General features: G+C 52.1%; 20 protein-coding genes. 19 read left to right on the top strand and 1 reads right to left on the bottom strand.

Features of this window, described 5'->3' with window-relative positions; genetic code table 11:
* Positions 1 to 8 precede the first annotated feature (8 nt).
* The 12 genes from NSQ80_RS18195 to NSQ80_RS18140 all read left to right on the top strand — a co-directional run bounded on the left by NSQ80_RS18195 (position 9) and on the right by NSQ80_RS18140 (position 15,412).
* Positions 9 to 887 (top strand): carbohydrate ABC transporter permease, encoded by an 879-nt coding sequence (locus NSQ80_RS18195; RefSeq protein WP_009226522.1) that lies wholly within the window; start codon positions 9 to 11, stop codon positions 885 to 887.
* A 33-nt stretch (positions 888 to 920) separates the two neighbouring features.
* Entirely contained in the window at positions 921 to 2,015 is a 1,095-nt protein-coding gene (locus NSQ80_RS18190; RefSeq protein WP_009226521.1) for a glycoside hydrolase family 130 protein, read from the top strand.
* Positions 2,016 to 2,032: 17 nt separating this feature from the next.
* On the top strand, positions 2,033 to 2,983 hold the full coding sequence (locus NSQ80_RS18185) for a DUF1861 family protein (protein WP_009226520.1): 951 nt from the start codon (positions 2,033 to 2,035) through the stop codon (positions 2,981 to 2,983).
* 185 nt (positions 2,984 to 3,168) lie between these two features.
* The gene (locus NSQ80_RS18180) at positions 3,169 to 4,263 is read left to right on the top strand and encodes a glycosyltransferase (protein WP_339300260.1); all 1,095 of its coding nucleotides are present in this window, start codon (positions 3,169 to 3,171) and stop codon (positions 4,261 to 4,263) included.
* Positions 4,260 to 4,901, top strand: a complete 642-nt coding sequence (locus tag NSQ80_RS18175) for a glycerol-3-phosphate acyltransferase (RefSeq protein ID WP_009226518.1) — start codon at positions 4,260 to 4,262, stop codon at positions 4,899 to 4,901. Before NSQ80_RS18180 ends, NSQ80_RS18175 begins: the two co-directional genes overlap by 4 nt.
* Positions 4,902 to 5,003: 102 nt before the next feature.
* The gene (locus NSQ80_RS18170) at positions 5,004 to 5,177 is read left to right on the top strand and encodes a hypothetical protein (protein ID WP_009226517.1); all 174 of its coding nucleotides are present in this window, start codon (positions 5,004 to 5,006) and stop codon (positions 5,175 to 5,177) included.
* Between the two features lie 150 nt (positions 5,178 to 5,327).
* Positions 5,328 to 7,043 carry a sensor histidine kinase gene (locus NSQ80_RS18165; protein ID WP_260071115.1) on the top strand — a complete coding sequence of 572 codons (1,716 nt, stop codon included), beginning with the start codon at positions 5,328 to 5,330 and terminating at the stop codon, positions 7,041 to 7,043.
* A gap of 138 nt (positions 7,044 to 7,181) precedes the next feature.
* Positions 7,182 to 8,756: a response regulator gene (locus tag NSQ80_RS18160; protein WP_339300256.1), complete on the top strand. Its 1,575-nt coding sequence runs from the start codon at positions 7,182 to 7,184 to the stop codon at positions 8,754 to 8,756.
* 412 nt (positions 8,757 to 9,168) lie between these two features.
* Positions 9,169 to 10,089, top strand: a complete 921-nt coding sequence (locus NSQ80_RS18155) for an ABC transporter permease subunit (protein ID WP_009226514.1) — start codon at positions 9,169 to 9,171, stop codon at positions 10,087 to 10,089.
* A gap of 95 nt (positions 10,090 to 10,184) precedes the next feature.
* Complete coding sequence (locus NSQ80_RS18150; protein ID WP_339302188.1) at positions 10,185 to 11,087, top strand: carbohydrate ABC transporter permease; 903 nt, start codon at positions 10,185 to 10,187, stop codon at positions 11,085 to 11,087.
* 286 nt (positions 11,088 to 11,373) lie between these two features.
* On the top strand, positions 11,374 to 12,978 hold the full coding sequence (locus tag NSQ80_RS18145) for an ABC transporter substrate-binding protein (protein WP_339300255.1): 1,605 nt from the start codon (positions 11,374 to 11,376) through the stop codon (positions 12,976 to 12,978).
* Between the two features lie 337 nt (positions 12,979 to 13,315).
* A complete protein-coding gene (locus tag NSQ80_RS18140) occupies positions 13,316 to 15,412 on the top strand; it encodes a beta-galactosidase (protein WP_009226511.1) in 2,097 nt (698 codons plus the stop codon).
* Between the two features lie 192 nt (positions 15,413 to 15,604).
* Here the strand turns inward: NSQ80_RS18140 and NSQ80_RS18135 are convergent, their stop codons facing one another.
* Positions 15,605 to 16,111: a hypothetical protein gene (locus NSQ80_RS18135; RefSeq protein ID WP_339300253.1), complete on the bottom strand. Its 507-nt coding sequence runs from the start codon at positions 16,109 to 16,111 to the stop codon at positions 15,605 to 15,607.
* A 407-nt stretch (positions 16,112 to 16,518) separates the two neighbouring features.
* On the opposite strand from NSQ80_RS18135, the gene NSQ80_RS18130 reads away from it, so the two are divergent.
* The 7 genes from NSQ80_RS18130 (at position 16,519) to NSQ80_RS18100 (ending at position 25,993) form a co-directional block, all read left to right on the top strand.
* Positions 16,519 to 17,484, top strand: a complete 966-nt coding sequence (locus NSQ80_RS18130; protein WP_339300252.1) for a glycoside hydrolase family 43 protein — start codon at positions 16,519 to 16,521, stop codon at positions 17,482 to 17,484.
* 286 nt (positions 17,485 to 17,770) lie between these two features.
* On the top strand, positions 17,771 to 19,516 hold the full coding sequence (locus tag NSQ80_RS18125) for an extracellular solute-binding protein (RefSeq protein WP_323077784.1): 1,746 nt from the start codon (positions 17,771 to 17,773) through the stop codon (positions 19,514 to 19,516).
* 119 nt (positions 19,517 to 19,635) lie between these two features.
* Entirely contained in the window at positions 19,636 to 20,607 is a 972-nt protein-coding gene (locus tag NSQ80_RS18120) for an ABC transporter permease subunit (RefSeq protein WP_339300250.1), read from the top strand.
* Between the two features lie 14 nt (positions 20,608 to 20,621).
* The gene (locus NSQ80_RS18115; protein WP_036646321.1) at positions 20,622 to 21,554 is read left to right on the top strand and encodes a carbohydrate ABC transporter permease; all 933 of its coding nucleotides are present in this window, start codon (positions 20,622 to 20,624) and stop codon (positions 21,552 to 21,554) included.
* Between the two features lie 2 nt (positions 21,555 to 21,556).
* Positions 21,557 to 22,978 (top strand): family 43 glycosylhydrolase, encoded by a 1,422-nt coding sequence (locus NSQ80_RS18110; RefSeq protein ID WP_339300247.1) that lies wholly within the window; start codon positions 21,557 to 21,559, stop codon positions 22,976 to 22,978.
* A gap of 91 nt (positions 22,979 to 23,069) precedes the next feature.
* Positions 23,070 to 24,008: an ArsR family transcriptional regulator gene (locus tag NSQ80_RS18105; RefSeq protein WP_009226504.1), complete on the top strand. Its 939-nt coding sequence runs from the start codon at positions 23,070 to 23,072 to the stop codon at positions 24,006 to 24,008.
* A 230-nt stretch (positions 24,009 to 24,238) separates the two neighbouring features.
* Positions 24,239 to 25,993, top strand: coding sequence for a glycoside hydrolase family 2 (locus tag NSQ80_RS18100; protein WP_009226503.1), 1,755 nt, complete (start codon positions 24,239 to 24,241; stop codon positions 25,991 to 25,993).
* The last annotated feature ends 11 nt before the right edge of the window (positions 25,994 to 26,004 follow it).

Genomic DNA, 26,004 nt, shown 5'->3' with positions numbered 1-26,004 from the left:
TGTAACACATGGAAAATGCTTCGACAGCCCGTACCCAAGCCGTCTCCGGCAGAACGTGGAAATGGGTGAACAAAACGTTGATTTACGTGATCGTCACGTTCTTAGCCGCCGTCATCCTGGTGCCGTTCTTCTGGATGGTGTCGACCGCTTTGCAGGCGGACGGGGATATCTTCGCCTGGCCGCCGCAATGGATTCCAGATCCGCCGCAATGGCATAACTTCGTGGAAGCGTGGACGGCGATGCCGTTTAACCGCTACCTGTTTAACACGATATTTATCGTGGTGCTGGGGATTGTTGCGGAGCTGATCAGCGCGACGATTGTAGCTTATGGATTTGCGCGGTTTCGTTTTCCTGGAAGCAGTCTGATCTTCCTCGTGCTGCTGGCCACGATGATGCTGCCGTTTCACGTCACGCTGATTCCAACGTTTCTGATCTGGCAGAAATTTGGCTTGGTCGGCCAATTCGACCCGCTTGTTCTGCGGGCGTGGACGGCGTGGGGACCGTTTTATATTTTCTTGCTGCGTCAGTTTTTCATGACCTTGCCGCGGGAATTGGACGATGCGGCTGAGATCGACGGGTCAAATTTCTTTCAGACCTTCGTTTATATCATGCTGCCGCAGGTGAAGCCGGCGTTGCTGGCTGTAGCGATCTTTGCGTTCCGGGGGTATTGGAACGACTTTCTGGGTCCGCTCATCTACCTGTCGGATATGAAGATGTATACGCTTAATGTTGGCATGTATTTCTTTATGGGCGGCGTGAACGAAGCTCCGCAATGGAATTACCTGATGGCGATGTCCACGCTGGTGGCGCTCCCGGTCATTCTGTTGTTCTTTATGGCTCAGCGTTATTTTATCGAGGGCATTACGTTTACGGGCATGAAAGACTAATCAGTCTGAATTTCGGATAGGAGGAACTACTAGATGACGATGTTGCAAAAGATAGAGATCAATCGCTCCGTGAACAATCCGCTGATTACGCCGAAGGATGTCAAGCCCACCTTCCCGGATTGGGAGGTGCTCGGCGTATTTAACGCTGGCGTTGCTGAATATGAAGGAGAAGTAATCCTGCTGCTGCGGGTGGCGGAATGCCCTCGGCAGACCGACCCGCGCTATGTGCTTGTTCCGGTGCTTGACGTGAACGGCCAGACCTCGGGTTCGGAACCGGCGGTGGAAATTGTGAAAGTAGACCGGGAAGATCCGCGCTTCGACTTCTCCGATCCTCGGGTCATTCGCGACAAGCAGGGGGCCACGGTGTACTTGACGTCTATCTCCCATTTTCGCGTGGCACGTAGCCGGGACGGCCTGAACTTTACCATCGACGAGACGCCTAGTGTCTGGCCGGAGGACCCGCTGGAACGCTGGGGCATCGAAGATCCGCGGATTACCCGGTTGGAGGAGCGATATCATATCACCTACAGCGCAGTTTCTGAAAGAGGTGTAGCCGTCGGCCGGCTGACGACCAGCGACTTCGTTTCGTTCCGCCGGGAAGGATTAATCCTGGCCCCGACCAATAAAGATGTAACCTTGTTCCCCGCAGCGATCGACGGGAAATATTATATGCTTCACCGCCCGGTGCCGGAAGGAATCGGACAGCCCGAAATGTGGCTGGCCGAGTCGCCGGACCTGGAGCACTGGGGGAACCATCGCTTCTTGATGGGGTTGCGCGAAGGAAAATGGGACGGAGCGCGTATCGGCGCGGGATGCGTACCGATCCAAACCGAGGCAGGCTGGCTGATCCTGTATCATGGCGCGGACCAATCGCATCGCTACTGCATGGGCGCAGCCCTGCTGGACCTCAAGGACCCGGGCCGGGTGATCGCCCGCATGGAGGAGCCGCTGATGGTGCCGGAAGCGGAATATGAGACGAGCGGATTTTTCCATAGCGTTATTTTTGCTTGCGGAGCGATCGTTAAGGGAGAACAAGTGATCATGTATTATGGGGCATCGGACGATTCGATGGCCTGCGCGAGCTTCCGCCTCCCGCAGCTGCTGGAAGCTTTGAAACCACTAAGCTAACGGAAAGGAATCAGACGATGGCAAATTTTCAGAACAGCGGTGTTTTGTCGTGCGAGAAATTGGTTGAGGTCTACCGCCGTATGGCAAAAACGAACAAGCCCGGAGAAGCCGTCAAACTGAAGTTTGAAGGTGTGGGCGAACGGGATGTTTACAATATTTCGGCTCCCTTCGAGGACGAAGGGGATCTGGTCATTGCCGGACGCGTTGAGCGCCGGGACAGCGAGGAGTCGGAGATTTGGTTTTTTGTTCGCCATGATGAGCATTGGGTTCCCCGGGAGGGGGCGCCGGTGTTTGCGCTGCAGGATCCGTTCTTCACCCGCATCGGCGGGGAGCTGGTGTTCGGCGGGGTGCAGACGTTCCCTCATCCGGAGCTGGAAGGAGCACTCAGTTGGCGGACGGTATTTTACAAAGGACCTAGTCTCAATCGGTTAGAGCTGTTCTTCCAAGGCCCGGACCAAATGAAGGATTTACGCCTGGTGGAGCTGTCCGACGGAGCCATTGGCGTATTTACCCGTCCGCAGGGTGAGAAAGGCGGCAGGGGGAAAATCGGATTCGCGAAAGTGGACCGGCTTGAGGACCTCTCGCTTGAGGTGGTGCAGGAAGCGCCGCTGCTTGAGCAATTCCTTGATGAGGAATGGGGCGGCTGCAACGAAATCCACCTGCTGGCCAACGGCAAGCTGGGGGTGCTGGGCCATATCGCCCGCTTCGATGAGCAAGGCGACCGCCATTATTATCCGATGGCCTTCGGTTACGACCCGGCGACCGGCCAATATACCGATCTGGAGATCATCGCCGAGCGCTCCGATTTCCTGCCGGGTCCGTCGAAGCGGCCGGATCTGGCAGACGTCGTATTCAGCGGCGGACTCGTCCGTCAAGGCGGAGGCAAAGCCACGCTGTATGCGGGAATCAGCGATGCGGAAGCGCAGAGCCTGGTGATCGACGATCCGTTTGTCGAATTGGAACAATAAGATTTGATCTAAGCCTCTCTCGGCTGCCGAGAGGGGCTTTGTTTTTTTGTTGAAAAATTGGGAATTGTCGACTACACTAGCGGTAGTCTCTTCTACTTTTTTTGTACATCTACGCTATTACGGACATAGAATACTCATATACGTATTTCACTTTATTTCCGGCAAGCGAAAGAGGTGGGGCAGCGATGGGGATTTGGATCGTATTAGCCATCGGATGGATTGCGGGATGGATCCTGTTTCGGGCAGTTGTTGTTCCTGAACGGGAAGGATCTTATCGCGGGGGAGAGAAGGTGTCGGTCATCATTCCGGCGCGGAACGAAGCCGGGAATTTGCCGCATCTGCTGGGTTCGCTTAAGAAGCAAACCTATGCTCCCGATGAGATTATCGTAGTGGATGATTTTTCGGAGGATGGCACCTATGAGGTTGCCGCTAAATATGGAGTGAACGTGATTCGGAACGACGCATTGCCTCCCGGATGGACGGGGAAAACCTGGGCGGTCTGGAACGGCTACCGGCAATCCACCGGCGACGTGATTGTCTTTCTGGATGCGGACATTCGCTTGGCCCCCCGGGCGCTGGAGTCGCTGTTGCAGGCGCGGGCCGAAGCGGGCGGCGTGATTTCCGTGGTTCCATTTCATGTCACGGAGAAGTTTTATGAACGCCTGGCGCTCATTACGAACGTCTTGGGCGTATTTGCATTCACCTCGTCGTTTGAAATGCGCAGCCGGCACAAGGGGCTGTACGGCTCCTGCATCGTGACAACGCGCCGGGATTATGAGGCGATTCAAGGTCATGACAGCATCCGTTCGGAGCTGCTCGACGATTTGAACCTTGGCGCCAAGTTCCGTGAGGCAGGTATTCGCGTGACCAATTTTCTCGGCGGCGGCCTCGTCTCCTTCCGGATGTACCCGAACGGGATTCGCAGCGAGCTGGAGGGGTTCGGTAAAGGTGCGGTGCTGAGCACTGCCAAGCTACGGCCGGCCACGACGCTGCTGGTTGCGGTGTGGCTCCTGGGGCTTATCGCTTCCGAAGGCGCATTGTTCCTTTGGAACACGGCCTGGGCTTACCCGCTGCTGATCGGGTATGTACTGTATGCGGTGCAGCTCTATTTGTTGGTACGTTATGTTGGGAAGTTTGGCATATGGATGCCTCTGCTTCACGTGTTGTCTACCCTCTTTTTCCTCGTGATCCTGATCTATTCGGCCTATCAAGTGGTGTTTCGCGGATCGGTCACCTGGAAAGGTCGGGACGTGCAGGTAGGAAGCAGGGGAGACCGATGATTCTCTTACTGGCTGTGGCTGAGTTCCTGTGCGGGGCCTTGATGTTTTCCTATTGGCTGGGCAAGGCGGCCCGGAAAGATTTACGACAGGTCGGGGACGGCAATCCCGGAGCGTTTAACCTGTGGCAGTCTGCCGGTTACCGTTGGGGGTTGGCGGGCATTCTGCTCGATTTTTTGAAGGGATATATGCCGCTGGTCTTTCTGGTCGAATCGGGAATGCTGGGACGCGATTTCGGGATGACGCTGGTCGCGATCGCCCCGATCCTTGGGCATGCCTTTTCGCCATTCCTTAAATTTAAGGGAGGCAAGGCGATTGCCGTAACCTTCGGCGTGTGGAGCGCCTTAACCCGATTTGAGGCGGCTTTGGCCTATGCGGTGATTCTCGCCGTGCTGCTTGCGGTATTTTCCTGCTATAAGAAGGGAAAATATGCGTCTAGGGAAGCCGACGGCTTCCAAGTTGTCGTTGGCATGGCGATGCTGTCCATTTTTCTGCTGGTTTCCGGCTATTCACTGCCTTTCTGGGGCGTCTGGCTGGTGAATCTGATCGTGCTGACGTATGCCAATCGACAGGCGATTCGGAGCTTTCTGACCGGAAAGGGCGGCAAGCTGCCTCGTTCCGGGGATGGTGTCACACTGTAGCTGCATCGGGCCAGCGTGTTGCTTAAATCTAGCAGCCAAGGTATATTTTGCATGTGAAATAGAAATGCTATAAGCAACCTGAGATGGAAGGAGCAAAGCTGTATGGATGCCACTCTTGAAGCGGATGAAGTTGTCCGCCGAATCAAACGATTGCAGAGTGAAGGCGTTTCGCTGAGCAAGAAGCAAGTGAAGCAGAACGATCCAGAGTTGATGCGCAACGCTTTGTTTTATTTTCCTAGCTGGGAGCATGCGGTAAAGAACGCAGAAAACTTATAATAAACACCCTATCAAACCGATTCGGGTTGGCGAAGTGAAGCCATCGACCCGGGTCGTTTTTTTTGTTATTTATTTTCTGGACAAGGGCCGATATGATGAATATGAGGCTGAATGTAAGCGATTAAATCGATGAGAAAGCTTGGCGATCCCATGAAAAAATATATTCCCTTCACCTACAAAATGCTGATTCCCTACCTGCTGCTCGTGCTGTTAACGGACGTGATCATCGGCTACGTGTCGTACGCGATGCTGACCGAATCCCGGACGGAGATGGCCGAGACGAACATCCGCACCGGAATGGAGCAGGCCCGGAACAACATTCGCTATCAGATGGACGAGATCCAGCGGATGTCGGATACCTTGTTTGGCAATCTCGCCTTTCAACGGGCGCTGCAGACCAAAGGGGAGCCGTACGACATTTATCTGGTCATGCTGGATGAGATCGTTCCGCAAATTACGGCGCCGCTCAAGCTGTTTGGCAACCATATTCGGCTGATGCTGTATACGCTGAACAGCGATCTGTATATCGTCTCGGGCGATAACTTGGAGGAGCCGATTCACCGCAGTGACTATTACATCCTGCCGTTTGAGGACATTCAGGACAGTGCCTGGTATCAAGAGTTTAAAGATTCCGAACGGGACAATATCTGGCTGCAGATTGACACCGATCAGCGGCTGGGGAACATCTCCCATATCCGCCGCCTGGTGTCCTATAGCGGGAACATGACCGTGATCGGATACGTCCGCATCACCGCTTCCTTAGACGATTTGTTTGGCGACTTCTCCACATTCCCTGTCGAGCAGGGGATTACGGTACGCCTGATTGACGCAGCGTCGGATGGTGCCTTGCTCTACCAGCGGGGCAACGCGGAAATGGGGGCTCAGCCGAGTAAATATCTGAGCCTGCATGAATCGATCCCGGGCTCCGATTTTGTAATTGAGGCGCTGGTTCCGAAAGATTACTTAACCAAGGATGCGGGCAGGCTGCAGCGCGTGATTTTTACGGTGTGCGGCATCAGCTTTATCGGTATGGCCTTCATTGGGTATATCGTGGCCCGGCTGTCCGGACGGAAAATGAAACGAATCGTGTGGCTCGTCCGTTCCTTTCAGGAAGGGAACTTTCAGAAGCGGATTCGCTTCTCGGGCAACGATGAGTTTGTACATATCGCCGATGCGTTTAACGTTATGGCTGCCAATATTCAGGGGCTGATCAACAGCGTGTATGTGCAAGGCATCCAGAAGAAGCAAGCGGAGCTGGAGGCGCTGCAGGCGCAGATTAACCCGCATTTTCTGTACAATACCCTGTCGACGATCAGCAGTTTAGCCAATCTCGGCGAGACAGCCAAGGTCACCGAAATGGTTCAGGGCTTGTCGCGGTTTTACCGGTTGACGCTGAATCAAGGGAACGTATTTACGCCGCTGGAAAATGAATTGATGCAGGTGGAGACGTATCTGGATATTCAACGGGTTAAATACGCCGGGGCTTTCTCTGTCCACTTCGACGTGGATCCCGAACTGCTGCAGGTACAGGTGATGAAGCTGATCCTGCAGCCGTTTGTGGAGAATACGTTTAAGCATGCCTGGTTTGGCGAATCGATTGCGATCGTCATTAAAGGGAAGCGGCAGGGCGATAACTTGGAGCTGAAAGTGATCGATAACGGCATTGGGATGAGGCCGGAGACGGTGCAGCGCTTGCTGATCGGTCCAAGCCAATCCGGCGGTTACGGGGTGAAGAACGTCGACGAGCGGATCAAGCTCCGCTACGGAGACAAATACGGTATTCGTATCGCCAGCATCTACGGCGGCGGAACGACGGTTCAAATCGTGCTTCCGGTGAGCCCTGGGGAGCTTCCGGCTATGGAATAATTTTTGATGATTTATCAGAGGAAAGTCTGCAAAATCGGTGAATTTGTATAGGTTTTCATTGTAAACCGATATGTTCAGTGGAACGAGCGGTAAGTATGCTCGAAATAAGAAGCAAAACTACGAGAAGGAATGACGGCCATGGAGATTAACGTATTACTTGTCGACGACGAGGCGGTAGACCTCGAGTGGCTGCGCCGCAGAGTGCAGGGCAGCGGACTGAACCTGCAGGTGGCGGCAACAGCCAATAACGGCTTTAATGCGCTTAAGGCGATGGAGCAGGAGCGGATCGATCTGATTCTGTCCGATATCCGCATGCCCATCATGTCGGGCATTGAATTCGCCCGTAAGGCCAAGGCGATCCAGCCAAGTGTCAAAATCGTATTTATCAGCGGGCACGAAGACTTTGAGTACGCCAAGGAAGCGATCAAGATCAGCGCATCGGCTTACTTGCTGAAGCCCGTGGAAGATCAGGAGCTTTATAAAATGCTGGGTGAGCTGTGCGCGGCGATCGAGCGAGAACGGGATCAGGACCGCACGTTTACGGAGGCGCTGACGCTTGTCAACGAGGAGTTGCTGCTGCGTTGGCTGAACGAGATCTCCCCGGAGCAGGTGGAGGGGCATATTCGCGGATATTTGCACACCCTGTTTAAAACGGGAACGGCGGCAGCCCTCGTCGAAATCGACGACCTGGAATGGAAGACCGGCGATATGCCGGAGGAGGAGCGACGCAAGCAAATTCAGAAGGTGATGGCGTTTATCCGGCATTTTACCACGGAGATGAAGCTGGGAACGTTTATCGTCAGCCAACCGACACGGTTTCTATTGCTGGCGTCCGTACCTGAAACGACGTTCCTCGAGCTGCTGGAGGAGCTGATCCGGGCGGTCCGGGGGATTTCCCCGTTCTCCGTGACGGTTGGGGTTGGCAGCTTCGCGCGGGATGAAGAGGCGCTGCGGTCGTCCTATCGCCAAGCTCAGGCGGCGCTTAGCGCCAAGTGGCTGGTCGGCAAGGACCGGCTGATCCATGAAAGCCGGGTGTATCCAGGTGAAAGCCGGTTTGCCGGCGCTCGGACGGACGAGATCCTCCAGCGGATGTTGAAGGCTATTCTCAACTATGATCTCGTAACGATTGACGACTGCTTGCTGGAGCTGTTTTATCAAGGTTCCCCGCTGGCTCAGAAAAACGATGTGTACGATCTCATCATCCGCATCACCACCCAGCTGCATGCCGATCTGCGCGAAATTAACGAAAATCTGTATGAGCTGTTGAAGTGGGATACGCACCAGCCGGTGCTGCTGTTCCAGTTCGAAACGATCCACGATATCACGTCTTGGCTGCGAAAACGGTTCTTTGAGTTGTCCGAGCTGTTGTACGTCAAGAAGCAGAAGCAGAAACGCAAGCTGATTCAAGATATTATGGCATATGTCGAGAGCAATCTTGAGCAAAAAATGACGCTGAAAGACGTCGCCGCCCGCTTCGATTTTACGCCAAACTACCTCGGCTTTTTGTTTAAGGAAGAAACGGGCCGGCATTTCAGCGACTACCTGAACGAGCTTAAGACGAAGCGTATCTGCGAGCTGCTGACCGATCCCAAATTGAAGATTTATGAAATCGCCGAGCGGATGGGCTATAAAAATATCATTTATTTCAACCGGCAATTCAAACAGGCTACCGGGATGACGCCCGGGGAATATCGCAAAACTCATAAGATCTGAGCGTTGATGCTATTACATTCTCGGCGGCTAACGGACAGGAGGGGCGTTATGGACCTGAGTTTGGTCGTACTTCCTTTTTAACGGACAGAGGAGACCTTATTTCGGACTTTTTTGATTAAATTGATGCCTTAGAGGCCGCATAGAGGCGCTGGGGTCCGTTAGAATGGGAAATCGACGGGAAATGAGCAAATAAGGTCATTACGGTCCGTTACAGTTTGGGTAATACCGGTGAGCCTTCTCCCTTGTGCCCGACCTCGTCACTCCGTATTTACGGAAGGCGGGGTTCTTTTTTTCTGAATTTTTGGGTCATCGTGGAATTTGTATTAGTTTTTGTTGTTTCACTGAATCCCGCAAGCAGGCGCTCATCCCTATACTGAGAGATATAGAGACAACCAAGAGGGGAGTTCGAGACATGAAGCGAAGCGGATTCTGGAACGACGTGAAGAAGTATAAGGTTCTGCTGCTCATGCTGACGCCGGCCGTCCTGTTCTTCCTGCTGTTCGCCTACGTGCCGATGGCGGGGATCGTCCTGGCTTTCAAACAATACAACTACACAGGCGGGGTGTTCGGAAGCCCCTGGAACGGGCTGGACAACTTCCGGTTTTTCTTCGACTCCGGGGACGCCTGGCGGGTTACCCGCAATACGGCTTTGTATAACATCGCATTTATTGTGGTGAACAACGCGATCCAAATTTTTGCCGCGATCCTGCTGTTTGAGGTGGCCGGGAAATGGTTCCGCAAAATCACGCAAACGGTGATGTTCCTGCCGTATTTTATCTCCTGGGTCGTCGTTGGTGCAATTGCATATAACCTGTTCAATTACGATTATGGTACGATCAACGTGCTTCTGAATGCGATCGGGCTCGAACCGATTGATATTTACAACACGGCCGCCTATTGGCCGGTGATTCTCGTCGTCGTATCGGCGTGGAAGACGCTTGGTTACGGAACGATCATGTACCTGGCTGCGATCACGAGCATTGATACGGAGATGTATGAAGCCGCCGAGATCGATGGGGCGAACGTCTTTCAACGGATACGCAAAATCACGATTCCAAACCTCTATCCGACGCTCATCATTTTGGTGCTGCTGGCGATCGGGAATATTTTCCGCGGGGACTTCGGCATGTTCTATAACATGGTTGGCAACAACGGCTTACTGTTCTCTTCAACGGATGTCATCGACACCTTCGTGTTCCGGATGCTCACGACCTCGAACGAGATTGGGATGTCCGCCGCGGCGGGATTCTATCAATCGATTTTGGGCTTCGCGACGATTATGCTGGCGAACTATGCCGTGCGGAAATACGATAAGGACCGTGCTTTGTTCTAAACGGTGCGTAAAAAACAACCGCGATGGGGCAACACGAATGAAACGAGTGGAGGTTAACGCTGATGAGTACGATGGCACCCAATCTGCAGCCGGCCATGAAGCCGGCAGCTCCCAAACGCAAACCGATCGACCGTCTGCTGCTGCAGATGATCGGATATGTTGCTTTGACTTTGCTGGCGGTGTTTTGTCTTTTTCCTTTCATTTTGGTCCTATCTTCTTCGCTGACGGACGAGAGTAAGATCATCGAGGACGGGTTCCAGCTGATCCCGGCGTCCTTTTCGCTGGAAGCCTACGATATTCTGTTCAAGTATCCGCAGGAAATGCTGAAGGCGTACGGCGTGACGATTTCCGTCACTTTGCTGGGCACACTGTTTGGATTGTTTTTGACCTCGATGACGGCCTATGTGTTGGCACGCAAAGATTTTAAATGGCGCAGCCACTTCTCTTTCTTCTTCTTCTTTACGACGCTGTTCAGCGGCGGGCTTGTCCCGTGGTACTTGCTGATCGTGAACTACCTGGATCTGAAGGATACGCTGCTTGTGCTGATTCTGCCGATGCTGATGAACGTCTTCTACATCATCGTGATGAAATCGTTTATGAGCAGCATCCCGGAGGCGATTATCGAATCGGCAAAAATCGACGGGGCGGGCGATTTCCAAATTTATTTGCAATTTGTGATCCCGCTGTCGAAGCCGGCGCTGGCCACCATCGGGCTGTTTATCGCCTTGGGTTACTGGAATGACTGGTATAACGCGCTCTTGTTTATCTCCAATTCCGACCTGATGCCGCTGCAGTATTACTTGTACCGCTTGCTCGGCAACATGGACGGCATGCGCAAGGCGATGATGGCGGCAGGAGCCGTCGTCTCCTCGGACATCCCGACGGAGAGCTTAAAGATGGCGATGACCATCGTAGCCACCGGACCGATTATGATCGCCTATCCGTTCATCCAACGTTACTTCGTGCAAGGCTTAACGATTGGCGCTGTCAAAGGGTGACCTCGGGGCAACCCGGTTATCACATATAGGAGGCTCAAAAGTATCATCTTTTTATCACGAAGTAGGTCGTGAAGAGGAATCGGCATCGAATCTTGAATTCAGCCGGGCCTAAGCAGATGCTTCCGAAGCATGTTTCCTGCGGAAAGATTTTAGCTGCTCACGTAGCCTCCAGCTACGCTGCGCTGCTCAGTCCCTAGCTTCATCCAACCTTCTCGGTGCTAAAAACCTGATCCTTTTGACCTTTCATTTCACTATTTCTATCAAAATTGTAGGGGGAATAAACGTCATGAAACTGAAGAAGAAAACAACGTTTCTTGTGGCTATGGTGCTGGCGTTAATGACTTTGCTATCCGCTTGCGGCGGCGGGAACAATAACGCAGGCAGCGCCAACACCCCGGACGACGCAGCTTCAAATAACGCAGCAACTTCGAACAATGCGTCGGCCAATACGGCAACCCCTGGGGCAGTGGATACGTCTCAAGAAGTTACGCTGAAGCTGTTGATGATCGGCAGCAAACCGGCGGATTATGACGAGGTATACGGCGAGCTGAACAAGCTGCTGAAAGAGAAAATTAACGCAACCGTTGAGACCGATTTTTTGGATTGGGCCGACTGGACCCAGAAATACCCATTGAAATTTGCAGCTAACGAGGATTTTGACATCGCTTACACCGCGAACTGGGCTTTCTACAATGACCAGGTGTTAAAGGGTGGATTCCTTGAGCTGACCGAGGAAATGCTCCGGACTTACGCACCGAAGACCTGGGAAGCGATGCCGCAAGCCTCCTGGGATCAAGCAAAAGTGAACGGCAAGCTGTACATGGTGCCAAACAACAACCAGGAAGTGACCGACAAGGTTGTCCTGATTCGCGAAGACCTGCGCAAGAAGTACAATCTCGAACCGGTGAACAGCCCGGAAACCTATGCCGCTTATTTGAAAACGATTGGGGCGGGCGAGAAAGGCATCAGCCCGTTTGGTGCGAAACCGGCAGACGGCTGGAAATGGCATGAGCTGGATCAAATTTTGCTGGAGCAACAAAATGAATGGAACCTGGTGGATTACAACTTCCCGCTGGCTTACAAATTGGACGATGCGACGGGGAAAGTGTTCAACGTGTACGATACGCCGGAGTTTACCGAACTGATCAAATATTATAAGGACTTGGCTGATAACAACGGCTGGTCGAAGAACATCGTGAGCAACAAAAACGACGTGTTCCAGGACATCAAAGCGGGCAAAACGTCCTCGTATGCACAAAACCTGGGGACGATCTCCAGCAACGTTGGCGAAATCCGCCGCGACAAGCCGGAGATGGAAGTCACCGTTGCCGATTTGACGCCGGATAAGAAAAAAATCGGCGCGATTTCCACGCAAAACGGATTGGCGATTCATGCCACGTCTAAAAACGTCGAACGTTCGCTGATGCTGATTGACCTGCTGCAGAACGATAAGGAAATCCATGATCTGACGATGTACGGCATCGCCGGCAAGCACTACGAGCCGGTTGGCGATGACAAATACAATCCGGGACCAAGCTTCAACAACTATAACCTGTCGGGCTACTCCGTATGGGGCTGGAACTCACTGCTGAACCGCACCGACGCTTCCTATCCGGAAGAAGGCAATCAAATGTTGGCGGATTGGCAGTCTAAAGTTTATCACTTCCCGCTGGAAACCTTCGTCTTTGACGACACCAAGGTGAAGAACGAAGTAGCGAACGTAGGTAACGTCATGCTGCGTTATGCAATCCCGCTGGAATACGGCCTGATCAAGGACTTGGAGAAAGGCCAAGCCGACCTGAACAAACAGTTGAAGGCGGCCGGTCTGGATAAGATTCAACAAGAGCTGCAGAGCCAAATCGACGCATTCCTTGCCGCCCAAGGCCAATAAGCAGGCGGGGGTGAAAGGAGGGGACGCCCGTCCCCTCTTTTTCATTCATCGTGACGTTTGAAGGGGCAGGAGAGCGTTTGAGAGTGTGTCGAACTGTAAAAGTACATTTGATTTTGCGAAAAACCCTCTTCATTCGGCGTGTGAAATGCAAAAGTACATTTGATTGGAGACGATGGAGGCTAAAATGGGCGGTTTGCCCTGAAATCAACTGCACTTTTGCAGTTGAAAGGCTTCGAAAAGGGCGATTTGGCGAAAATGGACTGCACTTTTACATTTCGTAGCACGTGAGAAACCAATCTACTTCATTACAGATCAGAAACGGAGAGGAGTTATTCCTATGAGTAGAAGCTCAAAACCGATGAAGTTTCCGCCAATCAGCGACAAACTGCCGGTCTTTATGCACGGTGCCGACTATAACCCTGACCAATGGCTCCATGATCCGCAGGTGCTGGCGGAGGATATCCGGCTGATGAAGCTGGCCCATTGCAATGTGATGTCGGTGGGGATCTTTTCCTGGGCTTCGCTAGAGCCGGAGGAAGGCGTCTACCGGTTTGAATGGCTGGACCGCGTGCTGGACACGTTTGCTGAGAACGGTATCTACGCCTGGTTGGCGACGCCAAGCGGCGCTCGGCCGGCCTGGATGTCAGAGAAGTACCCGGAAGTGCTGCGCGTTGAGAAGAACCGGGTGCGCAACCTCCACGGCATGCGTCATAACCACTGTTTTACGTCCCCAGTCTATCGGGAAAAAGTGACGCAGATGAACACCCGGCTGGCGGAGCGCTATTCCAGTCATCCGGCCGTGGTGGGGTGGCACGTATCCAACGAATACGGCGGGGAATGCCACTGCGACTACTGCCAAGACGCTTTCCGCGACTGGTTGAAACGGAAGTATGGCACGCTCGAAGCGCTCAACCACGCTTGGTGGACGAGCTTCTGGAGCCATACGTACACCTCCTGGTCGCAGGTGGAATCCCCGGCACCTCACGGCGAAATGATGGTGCATGGACAGAACCTTGACTGGCGCCGGTTCGTATCCGACCAGACGATCGACTTCTACAAGCATGAGATCAAGCCGCTCAAACAAATCAATCCGGATTTGCCCTGCACAGTAAATATGATGGACCTGTTCTACGGGTTGGATTATCGCGAGTTTGCGAAAGCTGTGGACGTCATTTCCTGGGACGCTTATCCGATGTGGCATGAGGCCGAATCCGATGCGGGGGTTGCTTCCTGGTTTGCATTTAACCACGACTTGTTCCGCTCCTTGAAGCAGAAGCCGTTTATGCTGATGGAGAGCACGCCGTCACTGACGAACTGGCAGCCGGTCAGCAAGCTGAAGCGGCCGGGTATGCACAAGCTGTCCTCGCTGCAAGCAGTGGCCCACGGGTCCGACACAGTCCAATATTTCCAGTGGCGAAAAAGCCGCGGCTCCAGCGAGAAATTCCACGGCGCGGTCATCGACCACGTCGGCCATGAGCACACGCGCGTGTTCGCCGATGTTGCTGCGCTTGGTAAAACACTGTCCGAGTTAACGGAGATCCTCGGTACCACCGTTCCAGCGGAAGCAGCCATCCTGTTTGATTGGGATAACCGCTGGGCGATCAACGACGCCCAAGGGCCACGCAATAAAGGCATCCATTATGAAGAGACCGTCATGCAGCAGTATCGCGCCTTGTGGGAGCTGGGCGTGCCAACGGACATCATCGGCTCGTTTGACGACTTCAGCGGTTACAAACTGCTGGTCGTACCGATGGCATACTTAATCCGGGAAGAAACCGGAGCCAAGCTGGAGCAGTTCGTCAAGGACGGCGGTACCTTGTTCGTCACATATTGGTCAGGCATCGTCGACGAGAACGACCTGTGCCATCTGACCGGCTTCCCGGGACCGCTGCGCAAGGCGGTTGGAGTATGGGCAGAGGAAATCGACGGCCTGCATGACCATGACCGTAACGCGTTGATTCTGGAAGACGGGAATCCGCTAGGCTTCAGCGGGACCTATGAGATTCATGAGCTGTGCGAGCATATCCATGCGGAAGGCTCCAAGGTCCTTGGCGTCTACCGCGACGATTTTTACGCAGGGAAGCCGGCCTTAACGCTAAACGAGCTGGGCCAAGGCAAAGCTTACTATTTGGCCGCCCGCGTCAGCGATCCCGCCTTCTACGAGGCGTTTTACGGCAAGCTCGTTCAAGATGCCGGCGTGCGCCGGGCGCTGGATACCGACCTGCCGGCGGGAGTGACTGCCCAGCTGCGCACGGACGGTCAGCACGATTACGTCTTCGTGCAAAATTTCTCCGGCCGCGCCGTTCGCGTCGAGCTCGACCGCAGGAGCTATACAGACGCCGAAACCGGCTTGACCGTAAGCGGCACAATCGAGCTGCCGGTCAACGGAATCGCGATATTGAAGCGGGAGGCCGCTCTCAGCGCAGGTTTCTAATATTACGGTCGCTGGCCAGGCTGCACGCTCAATCAACGGTACAAAAAATAAACCCTATTTTCCGTATACGCGGAAAGTAGGGTTTTAATTATGGCTCATGCACAAGGGCGGCCGGCGATGACCCGCTCTGCCTGATCTTGCTGAAGGACATGCAAATCCAGCATGCACCATAACGTTTGTCGATCGGAAAGCCTATTTTTCGGAAATCAATTTCATGAAGGCTTGGATATCAAAGTTGTCGTATTGCACCAGCCATCGTTCGTTAACGGAAGTCATCATCAACTCGCCTTCTAACGGAACACGGGTGCTTTCGCGACCTTCCGAGTTTGTCAGTAGAAGATTTACAGTGTATTCGATGGTGACATTGTTCTCGTCTTGCACTTTAAGACGGGTATGCAAATTATCAGGTTTGATGGAAAGCTGCGTGTCAGCAGCAACTCTTAAAGGTAAAATGGTGATTCGATTGTTAACCTGTTTTTCGTAAAACGATTCCGTTAGAAAAGGTTTGATCGCTTTGTTTCGCTTTTGAATGGATTCGGCAGACAACAGATCCTCAGTAAAGTCAACTTTGTATTCGGCCATGATATAGGCCTCGGCTGTTTTCATCGCATCTTCGGTTTTGGGCTGGGCTCCATTACAACCAGTGATGAGCAATAGGAAGCATGCCACTATACTTAATAACCACGGGAGTTTTTGCATCGAATTCTCTCCCCTTTTTTGCTTTTATTAAATAAAATTTCCATATTTTATAATAAACATTGTGCTCGGTGTTGTTAAATTAGGTTCGAAAATATTAATTTCATAATCATTCGCTATTATTCTATTTAATCTCTGTTGAATAATATTTAAGTAGAAAAACGTTTAATCCGGATTAGCGTTTTTTAACTTAACTGGTTTAGGAGTGATTTCGTATGGCTGAGAATCCATGGTTTTTATGTCACCCAAGGATGCGCGGACATAAGCTTTTTTGTGCTGCTCCCCAAAATGTAAACGTTGACATTCGCCGAATAACCGATTATTGTGATGAAAACGAAGTAAAATGTTTGTAATAAAACAATACTTTACTATCACTTTAGGACGATATCTCGTACTTAGGAGGGAGAACGATGGAGAATCAAACGTTTGTTAATCCGATCCTGTCAAATGGTGCGGATCCTTGGGTCATTCGGCATCCCGATGGAAGCTATTACATGATGGTGACCTTGGGCGACCGCATCGCTCTTTGGCACAGTCCAACCTTGAGCGGACTTGGGAATGTTCAACCGAAGACCGTGTGGACGCCTGAGCCAATCGGCCCCTATTCCTTCAATCTGTGGGCGCCGGAACTGCATCTCATCGATGGACGCTGGTATATCTACTATACAGCTAATGACGGCGGCGGGGACGCAACGCGACGCATCTGCGTGCTTGAACTTGCGGGCGATGATCCGATGAACGATGAGTGGCAGTTTAAAAGCGTGGTGAACACGGAGTTCCCAGGGTTAGACGGAACTGTCATCCAACATCAAGGGGAGTTGTATTTCTTTTATTCCGGTTATGGCCATTTTCCGGATTACGGCTCAGCGATTTACGCTGCTCGAATGACCAATCCTTGGACGTTAACCGGTCCAAATGTGCTGATTACAGCCCCAACGAAGCCGTGGGAGAAGCAAGGCGGGATGGCAATTAACGAAGGCCCTGTCTTGTTGCGGCGCAACGGTTGGATCTTCCTTGTCTTCTCGGCGAGCGCAACGTGGTCGGATGATTACTGTTTAGGCATAACGCGAATCCCGGAGACCGCAGATCTGCTTGATGCGAACTCCTGGATCAAGGAAGACGGCCCGGTCTTTGCAAAAAATCCTTCCGCCGGGGTCTATGCCCCGGGGCATAACAGCTTTACCGTATCTCCCGACGGCTCCGAGGATTGGATCGTTTACCATGCGTACGATTACTCGGAAGCCGAGCAACCCCGCTCCGCTGGTTCTCCCCGCAGCACAAGACTCCAAAAATTTGGTTGGAAAGCAAACGGAATGCCGGATTTCGGGGTTCCTGTCGGCACGGGGGTGCCGATCCCGCGGCCTGCCGGAGAATAAAGGGTGCGAAATTAATTACAGTTTTTTTGAAACTAATAGTTTGATTTGAAACAACAAGTTATTTTATTAAAAAAATCGTTATCTTCGTAAATGAAAGCGTTGACATCACGTCGAACGGGGATTATAATCAACGCAAAGATACAAAATTATTGTAATAAAACAATAATATAATTTCGCGGTGAGTCATTTGATGACAGAGGGGGTTGAACCGATCCGAAAAGGGCGATGAGTGCAAGCGGAAATATCGGGGGTTGTTGCGTTTGAAATCAATAATCGGGAGGTTCATATGAATAACAAGTCAAAACGTATCTTAAGTTTTCTGTTTGTTTTTATTCTTGCGGTCTCCATGATTACGGCTTGCAGCGGGGGCGGTTCGAAAAAGGCTGACGTAGGCAATAACACCAGCGAGAATGCTACCGAGGAGCCACAGAAGAAGGAAACCACGTTTGCCGACATCAGTCAGGATATTCGCGGGAATACATCTCCGACTCCAGAGCAAATCAACGAAGTGAATACGACGCTCAACGATACGTATCTGGGTGATATTTTTGATGAGAAAATTCCAAACGACTACTCTGCTTACCCTTTCAAAGAAGAAGTGACGCTGGATGTCTGGATGCCTGCGAATCGCAACATCCCGGATATGAACAACCACGCGATCCAGAAGCAAGTGGAGAAGCTGACGGGGATTAAAGTCAACTTCATCACTCCGCCGGTAGGGCAGGAAGCGGATGCCTTTACCTTGATGATGTCCTCCGGAGATTTGCCGGATATCATCATTGAGCCTGGCCGGTACCCTGGAGGCTTTGAGGCGGGCGTTAACGATGGAGCGTATTTGGATCTGACCGATTTGATGGAGAAGTATGCTCCGAACTATACGGCTTGGCGCAATTCTGACGAGACGAGAAGAAAAACGACGGTCACCGACAGCGGCAAACTGCTTGGTTTCTACGGCATTGCTCCTTATTCGGAATGGATGTGGTTCGGGATGCTGATCAAGCAGGAAGCGCTGGATAAGACAGGGCTTCCGGTGCCTGAAACGATTGATGAATGGCACACCTTCCTGACCAAAGCGAAGGAAGTGGGGTACAGCGAGCCGCTGAACTACGGATCAAACTATGGTCAGATCTTTACCGGGATTTTAAACGGCGCTTATGGTGTGTGGGATTGGACCTTCGTGGACAGCAATGGCAAAGTAGCCTGGGGTCCAGCACAACCGAAGGCCAAGGAATACCTGGCCATGATGCAGCAATGGAACAAAGAAGGGCTGCTCAACAAAGACTGGGCAACGGCTGACTTCAACCAAAGAATGGCCAGCGCCATTTCCGACAAGACCGCGGTTATGATGGATTCGCCGGACACGATGTGGAGCTATTGGAAGGAACAAAATGATATCGATTTTGTTGGCGCGCTGAACCCTGTGCTGAACAAGGGGGATCAATCCGCAACAACGTACAAGAACTTTAAGCGAACAGGTACAGAGGCTGCCATCACCACCCAATGTGATAACGTCGAAGCGGCCATGGCCTGGTTGGATTTCGCCTACACCAAGAAGGGCTGGGAAATCTATAACTACGGAGAATACGGCACGGTTCACCTCATTGATGAGAACGGCAAGCCTTATTATCCAGAGAACAGCTACATGTACAATGATCCGGATGGCCAGCCGGTAGCAGTGGCACTCGATAAATATCGCAGACATATTTGGCCGGACATTCGCGACGAGCATAACTCCAACCCGCTGATCGTAGCGAAAGGCAGCTACTCCGGCGAAATTCGGAAATATTGGACCGAGAACATGGATACGAGCGCGGCTATGCCTCCGATTTCGTTTACGAAAGAGGAAGCTTCACGGGAGGCGGAACTGGGGAACCAGTTGTCTACGCTCCGGGGTGAATATTTTGCCAAGATCATCAAAGGCGAGTTGCCGGTGGACGCGTACGACAAGTTCTTAGAAGAAGCTAAGAAGATGGGGTTGGACGAATTCCTGAGCATTCATCAGGCAGCATTGGATCGTTACAACAGCAGATAATCGCCGTTTGGCCTAAAGATCGAGCAAGAAATATAACGAGGGTGACCGGGGCTGGTTAAGCTTGGGCCCCTCGTTATTGTTTCAGAGAATTCGGAATAAGAAGAGTAGGTGATACGTTCATGGAGATCGTCCGTAAATCAAGAAAAATCGCTCCTTCCTCAGAGGCTCCGAAGCCAAACAGCACGCGAACCAGGATCAAAAAAGATCTGAGAAAAAACTGGTTTGTTTATTTGCTGGCCCTTCCGGTTGTCGCTTGGTTCCTGGTTTTTTGTTACGGTCCGATGTGGGGAGTGCTTATCGCGTTTAAGGATTATAAGCCGTTGCTTGGGTTTGCTCAAAGCGAATGGGTTGGTTTGAAGCATTTCATAGATTTCTTTCAGGGGCCGTACTTCTGGAGGGTGACCAAGAATACGCTTCTCCTTAATGTGTGGGGGATCGTGTTTGGATTTACGGCACCGATCATTTTGGCGTTGCTGCTGAATGAAATTCGCGACGGGAAGTTCAAAAAAACCGTACAAACGATCACCTATATGCCCCATTTTATCTCTTTGGTGGTCGTGTGCGGGATCATTCATATCTTCACGGCGGATGAAGGCATTGTTACGCAAGTGTTGCAATGGATCACGGGCAAGGACTACACCTCGCTGCTCGGATACTCCGGCTTTTTTAGGCCGATCTATACGTTTTCCGGGATTTGGCAGAACATCGGCTGGGACAGCATCATTTATCTGGCCGCGATGAGTTCGATCGATCCTGCTTTGTATGAGGCAGCCGAGATTGACGGAATCGGTCGAGTCAAAAAGATGTGGTACATTACGCTCCCGCAAATTACGCCGATTATCGTGATCCTGTTTATTTTTGCGATTGGCGGATTGATGGCATCCGGATACGAGAAGATTATTTTGCTTTACAACCCTCTCATTTACGATACGGCAGACGTCATCGCTTCTTATGTCTATCGAAGGGGCTTACGGGAAGCCAGCCTCAGCTTCTCCACCGCGGTTGGCTTGTTTAGCGCCGTGATCAACTTTGCGCTGCTGTGGGCGACGAACCGAATCGCCCGGCGTACTTCGGAAGTGAGCTTATGGTAGAAAGGGGGATGACCATGTCCAGTCGCAAAAAGCTGAAACGACGACACTGGAAGCCTATGACGACCGGGGATCGCGTGTTTGACGTCATGAACTACATGATGCTCACCGCGATTACGCTAATTTGCTTCTATCCCTTGCTGCATATTTTGCTGGCCTCGGTCAGCAACCCGACGGCGCTGATGGCACACAGCGGACTTTTGTTGAAGCCGCTTGGATTTACGCTGGACGGATATAAGCTGGTCTTTAAGGACAACAGCCTGCTGGTTGGTTATAAAAATACGATCATCTACGTAGGGTTAGGCACGTTGGTGAATATGGTCATGACGATCATGGGCGCTTTTGTCCTGTCGAGAAAAGATCTCTATTTCAAAAATTTCATCATGATTCTGATTACGATCACGATGTTCTTTGGCGGCGGGTTGATTCCCTGGTTTCTATTAATGAAAGATATCCATTTATATAACAACCTGTGGGCGATGATCTTGCCGACCGCGCTGAACACGTGGAATATCATTATCTTAAGAACCAGCTTCCAGTCGCTGCCGGCAGAGCTGGAAGAGGCGGCAACGATCGATGGGGCAAGCCAGGCTGCCATCTTGATCCGGGTGATTCTGCCGCTGTCCAAGGCGACGTTGGCCGTTATTTTTCTGTACTATCTGGTGGGGAACTGGAACTCCTGGTTTAACGCGATGGTCTTGCTGAAGGATCGGGAGCTGTTCCCGCTGCAGCTATTAATGAAGGAAATTTTGGTCGCCAACGACTCCACGGCAACCACGATCGGCAGTGCAGGAGGCGTCGTCATCGACAGTGCTCAGAGCTCGACCGCATTCCGGGAACTGGTGAAATATTGCGCGATCGTTGTATCCACGGTTCCGATTTTGTGCGTGTATCCGTTCTTGCAGAAGTATTTTGTTAAAGGTGTCTACGTCGGGTCAATTAAAGGGTGAAAATGAAGATGGAAACGGGAAAATTCGGGAAAGCGCTGTTGCCTGCCATTTGTCTGTTTCTATTGGCGCAGGTAGGTTGTTCTGGCTCCGGTAGGGCGGGTGAAGAACGGGATGATTTCTATAATGTGCTGATGCAGGACGGGGCAGATCCATGGATGTATAAACATACCGACGGGTATTATTACTTCACGAAAACCACCGGCGGTGACGTGACGGTTTGGAAATCCACCAGTATGACGGGGGTGGATGCCGCTCCCCGGAGGGTGATTCCGACAGGCGGCCACGGCATTTGGGCTCCCGAGCTTCATTATATTCATGGAGCCTGGTATATTTATTACGCCATGGATGACGGGGACAACGTGAACCATCGCATGTACGTGATGGAGAATACCTCGACCGATCCATTACAAGGTGTATGGAAGCAAAAAGGGCAAATCACCGACGCCGCCAATCGTTGGGCCATTGATGGGACCGTTCTGCAGGTGAACGGCGAGTTGTATTTTATTTGGTCCGGTTGGGAAGGGGACGAGAATGTTCGTCAAAATCTATACATCGCCCATATGAGTAACCCCTGGACGATTGATTCGGAGCGTGTGGAGATCGCCCGGCCGACCTATGCCTGGGAAACGAACCATTCGCCGCATGTCAATGAAGGTCCGCAGGTGGCGGTTCGAAACGGAACCATTAATCTGGTCTACTCGGCGAGCGGAAGCTGGACGAACGATTATTGTCTGGGCTTGATCACGGCAGATGTGACCAGCGATTTGCTCGATCCGGCTTCATGGCATAAGAGGGAGGAACCAATTTTTGTGTCCGGCAACGGGCTGTACGGCCCGGGACACCATTCCTTCACCACGTCACCTGACGGTACAGAGGATTGGATTGTATATCACGTGGCGAAATACAAGGATGCCGGCTGGAACCGGGAAGTGCGGATGCAGCCCTTTACCTGGAATGCGGATAACACCCCGAATCTAGGGGTTCCAGTAGACCCGAACCTCCCGCTATCCTTGCCGTCCGGAGAGGCGAGCCGCATCCGCTATGAAGCGGAGAAGGGGCAGCTTGGAGACGGTGTGACTGTGCTGGAGAATCCTGCGGGTTCCGGTGGAAAGAGCGTAGGACGGTTTGAGCAGGAAGACAGCTACGCGGAGTATTCCGTCCAAGCTGCGGCGGGAGAGTATCTCTTGCTGGCGAGAACCGCAAACGGGAGCGCTGCCGGAGAAATGGCCTATTTTGATTTAAGCGTTGATATGGGATCTTCCGTTACCGTGGCGGTTCACCCGAAGGGATGGAACAACTGGGGATTGTCTACCGCCAAAATTCAGCTGAAGGATGGGACAAACAAGCTGCGATTCACCAAGAATCGCGGGGAGTTTGAACTGGACTGCTTTGACCTGATGCCGTTGAAGATCCCGGAATCGTGATAACCTTTATGAATCTTGATTTATTACAGCTTATTGTAGTAAAGTCAAGAAAGTAAGATCATTTTTTGGGAATACGGATACGGAGGTTCCTATGCTGGAAGTCGGGATACACGAACCGGATAAGCTGGTTCAAGTGGCGCACGCGCTCTCTACACGGTCTCGCGTAGACATTCTTCGCCTGCTCAACACGCGGAGCATGAATATCATTGAGCTTGCCGAGACGCTGGAGCTGCCAGTGTCTACGGTGGCGAACAACGTCAAGATATTGGAAGCAGCCAAGCTGATTAATACGGAATTGCTTCCGGCCGTCCGCGGTGCGATGAAGGTGTGCAGCCGCAATTACGACGATATTCTCATCTCGTTGAACTCGAGCATCCGGACGTCCAAGGACGGGATGAAGTTTTACGAGGTTGAAATGCCGATCGGGCATTACAGCGATTGTGAGGTTCATCCGACGTGCGGCATGGCATCCAGCGAAGGGATGCTGGTTCGGGAGGATGAGCCGGCCAGCTTCTACCACCCTAAGCATGTGGGGGCGCAGATTCTGTGGTTTCGTAAAGGGTATGTGGAGTACCAGTTCCCGCTGGAAGTTCCGCAGAATGCGCGCATTCAATCGCTGGAGTTGTCAATGGAAATGTGCTCGGAAGCACCAAACTATGACAATGACTGGCCTTCAGATATTTCCGTATGGATTAATGGCGTTGAGATCGGCATGTGGACGAGTCCCGGGGATTTTGGGGATCGGCGCGGCGCATTAAATCCGTCCTGGTGGGAAGATTGGATGACGCAATACGGCTTGTTGAAAACATGGCGAGTTGACCGCGAACGCACGACGCTCGATATGCAGAAAGTCTCCGACGTCACGATCAACGATCTGAACCTCGATCAACGGCCGAGTCTGCGTGTGCGGATCGGCGTCAAGCCGGATGCGATCCATAAGGGCGGCGTTAATCTATTCGGCAAGCAGTTTGGCGATTACGACCAGGACCTGGTTCTGCAGGTCGCCTACACTTTGGATGAAGACGCTTGATTATATTCAATGAAGCTTTAATCTAACCATCGGCTCTGGGAGTTGGTGGTTTTTTTGTATTGCAGATACTTAATTACAAAAAGTTCGTAAAATAAAAATGCCTAATATAATTAGAAAAATCAGCTGAAAGCGTTGACAAAATATGAGTTCGGGGATATATTTAGCTTAAAAGATACAAAAATTATGTATTAAAACAAAAACAATAAATTGAGACCCGAAGGAGCGGAAAAATGACAAGTCAACCTTTACGTAACGAGTACCCTCGTCCCCAATTTGTCCGCGACGCTTGGATGAGTTTAAACGGAGAATGGGAGTTTGAATTTGACGACCAAGGGATTGGTGAAAGGGAAAGATGGTACGAGAAACATGATTTTGGCCGGAAAATCAACGTGCCGTTCTGCTACCAGAGCAAGCTGAGCGGCATCGGCGATCCAACCGTACACGATCAGGTCTGGTACCGGAGAACCTTTACCGTACCGGAAGACTATAAGGCTGGCCGGCTGCTGCTGCATTTTGGCGCCGTGGATTACGAGGCCAAAGTATGGGTGAACGGGCATCTGGTGGCGATGCATGAAGGCGGACATACGCCGTTTAAGGCGGATATTACGGATGTGCTTGATGAAGGCGAGAATATCGTTGTCGTGAAGGCGACGGACTACAGCCGCGACGTCTCCCTGCCGCGGGGCAAGCAGTATTGGAAGGATCAGTCGGAGAGCATCTTTTACACCCGCACGACCGGGATTTGGCAGAGCGTCTGGCTTGAGCCGGTACCAACGACACGAATTGATCGCATTCGGTTGATCCCGGACATCGACAAGAATGATATTGGTCTTGAGGTGTTTTTGGCAGGGCACAGCGCCTCCGTTAAAGCCAGCATGAAAGCCGTCATCACGTTTAACGGCGAATTTGTCGCCGAGGATTGCTTCTCCTTAAGTCATGAGTCGGGTCGCCGGGTGATTCACCTGGATGACTTTAACGATCATGGTCTGGGACGCTGGTGGACACCGGAGCGCCCCAATTTGTACGATCTGGAACTAACGCTGCTGATCGATGGTATGCCCGTGGACACGGTCTATAGCTATTTCGGGATGCGCAAAATTTCAGTGGAGTCCGGCAAACTGCACTTAAATAATCGTTCCTATTATATGAAGCTGGTGCTGGATCAAGGTTACTTCCCGGATGGCTTGCTGACCGCGCCAAGCGACGAGGACTTGCGCCGGGACGTGGAGCTGGTGAAGGCCATGGGGCTGAACGGGGTGCGGAAGCATCAGAAAATCGAAGATCCCCGCTACTTGTATTGGGCCGACAAGCTGGGTCTGCTGGTGTGGGGGGAGATGGCGAACGCCTACCAGTTCACTGAGCAGTATGTCAGCCGGATGACGCGGGAATGGATGCAGGCGGTGGAGCGGGATTTTAACCATCCTTGCATCGTGGCATGGGTTCCGCTGAACGAAAGTTGGGGCGTGACCAACATTATGATTGACAAGCAGCAGCAGCACCACGCGGTATCGCTGTACCACCTGACCAAATCGCTGGACCCCACGCGCCCGGTCATTTCCAATGACGGATGGGAACTGGTTACCACCGACCTTGTGACGATTCACGACTACGAGTGGCGTAGGGAAAAGCTGGAGGAACGGTATGCAACGGTCGAATCGGCTTTGACTGCTGCTCCCGGTAATCGGGTGATTCTGGTGCCCGGATTCCCTTACGAGGGGCAGCCGATTCTGGTCACAGAGTTTGGCGGGATATCCTTTAAGGTGAACGAATGGGAAGGCTGGGGGTACTCGGGTGCGGAGAATGAGGAGGATTTTGCGTTGCGGCTAAAGAATGTTATCGTACCGATGCTGCAATCTCCGGTGGTTCAAGGCTTCTGCTATACCCAGTTTACGGACGTGGAGCAGGAAATTAATGGCCTGTTGACCTATGATCGTAAGCCGAAGCTGCCTCTGGAAACCATTCGTTCGATTGTAGCGGGAACCTAAAAAATCAAGGA

Source organism: Paenibacillus sp. FSL K6-2441 (genome assembly GCF_037964765.1).
GTDB lineage: Bacteria > Bacillota > Bacilli > Paenibacillales > Paenibacillaceae > Fontibacillus > Fontibacillus phoenicis.
The sequence above is the reverse complement of the archived record's forward strand: the minus strand, read 5'-3'. Positions and strand labels throughout refer to the sequence as shown.

Coding starts and splice junctions, on each gene's coding strand:
- NSQ80_RS18195 (WP_009226522.1), top strand. CDS start 9: ATGGAAAATGCTTCGACAGCCCGTACCCAAGCCGTCTCCGGCAGAACG.
- NSQ80_RS18190 (WP_009226521.1), top strand. CDS start 921: ATGACGATGTTGCAAAAGATAGAGATCAATCGCTCCGTGAACAATCCG.
- NSQ80_RS18185 (WP_009226520.1), top strand. CDS start 2,033: ATGGCAAATTTTCAGAACAGCGGTGTTTTGTCGTGCGAGAAATTGGTT.
- NSQ80_RS18180 (WP_339300260.1), top strand. CDS start 3,169: ATGGGGATTTGGATCGTATTAGCCATCGGATGGATTGCGGGATGGATC.
- NSQ80_RS18175 (WP_009226518.1), top strand. CDS start 4,260: ATGATTCTCTTACTGGCTGTGGCTGAGTTCCTGTGCGGGGCCTTGATG.
- NSQ80_RS18170 (WP_009226517.1), top strand. CDS start 5,004: ATGGATGCCACTCTTGAAGCGGATGAAGTTGTCCGCCGAATCAAACGA.
- NSQ80_RS18165 (WP_260071115.1), top strand. CDS start 5,328: ATGAAAAAATATATTCCCTTCACCTACAAAATGCTGATTCCCTACCTG.
- NSQ80_RS18160 (WP_339300256.1), top strand. CDS start 7,182: ATGGAGATTAACGTATTACTTGTCGACGACGAGGCGGTAGACCTCGAG.
- NSQ80_RS18155 (WP_009226514.1), top strand. CDS start 9,169: ATGAAGCGAAGCGGATTCTGGAACGACGTGAAGAAGTATAAGGTTCTG.
- NSQ80_RS18150 (WP_339302188.1), top strand. CDS start 10,185: ATGAAGCCGGCAGCTCCCAAACGCAAACCGATCGACCGTCTGCTGCTG.
- NSQ80_RS18145 (WP_339300255.1), top strand. CDS start 11,374: ATGAAACTGAAGAAGAAAACAACGTTTCTTGTGGCTATGGTGCTGGCG.
- NSQ80_RS18140 (WP_009226511.1), top strand. CDS start 13,316: ATGAGTAGAAGCTCAAAACCGATGAAGTTTCCGCCAATCAGCGACAAA.
- NSQ80_RS18135 (WP_339300253.1), bottom strand. CDS start 16,111: ATGCAAAAACTCCCGTGGTTATTAAGTATAGTGGCATGCTTCCTATTG.
- NSQ80_RS18130 (WP_339300252.1), top strand. CDS start 16,519: ATGGAGAATCAAACGTTTGTTAATCCGATCCTGTCAAATGGTGCGGAT.
- NSQ80_RS18125 (WP_323077784.1), top strand. CDS start 17,771: ATGAATAACAAGTCAAAACGTATCTTAAGTTTTCTGTTTGTTTTTATT.
- NSQ80_RS18120 (WP_339300250.1), top strand. CDS start 19,636: ATGGAGATCGTCCGTAAATCAAGAAAAATCGCTCCTTCCTCAGAGGCT.
- NSQ80_RS18115 (WP_036646321.1), top strand. CDS start 20,622: ATGTCCAGTCGCAAAAAGCTGAAACGACGACACTGGAAGCCTATGACG.
- NSQ80_RS18110 (WP_339300247.1), top strand. CDS start 21,557: ATGAAGATGGAAACGGGAAAATTCGGGAAAGCGCTGTTGCCTGCCATT.
- NSQ80_RS18105 (WP_009226504.1), top strand. CDS start 23,070: ATGCTGGAAGTCGGGATACACGAACCGGATAAGCTGGTTCAAGTGGCG.
- NSQ80_RS18100 (WP_009226503.1), top strand. CDS start 24,239: ATGACAAGTCAACCTTTACGTAACGAGTACCCTCGTCCCCAATTTGTC.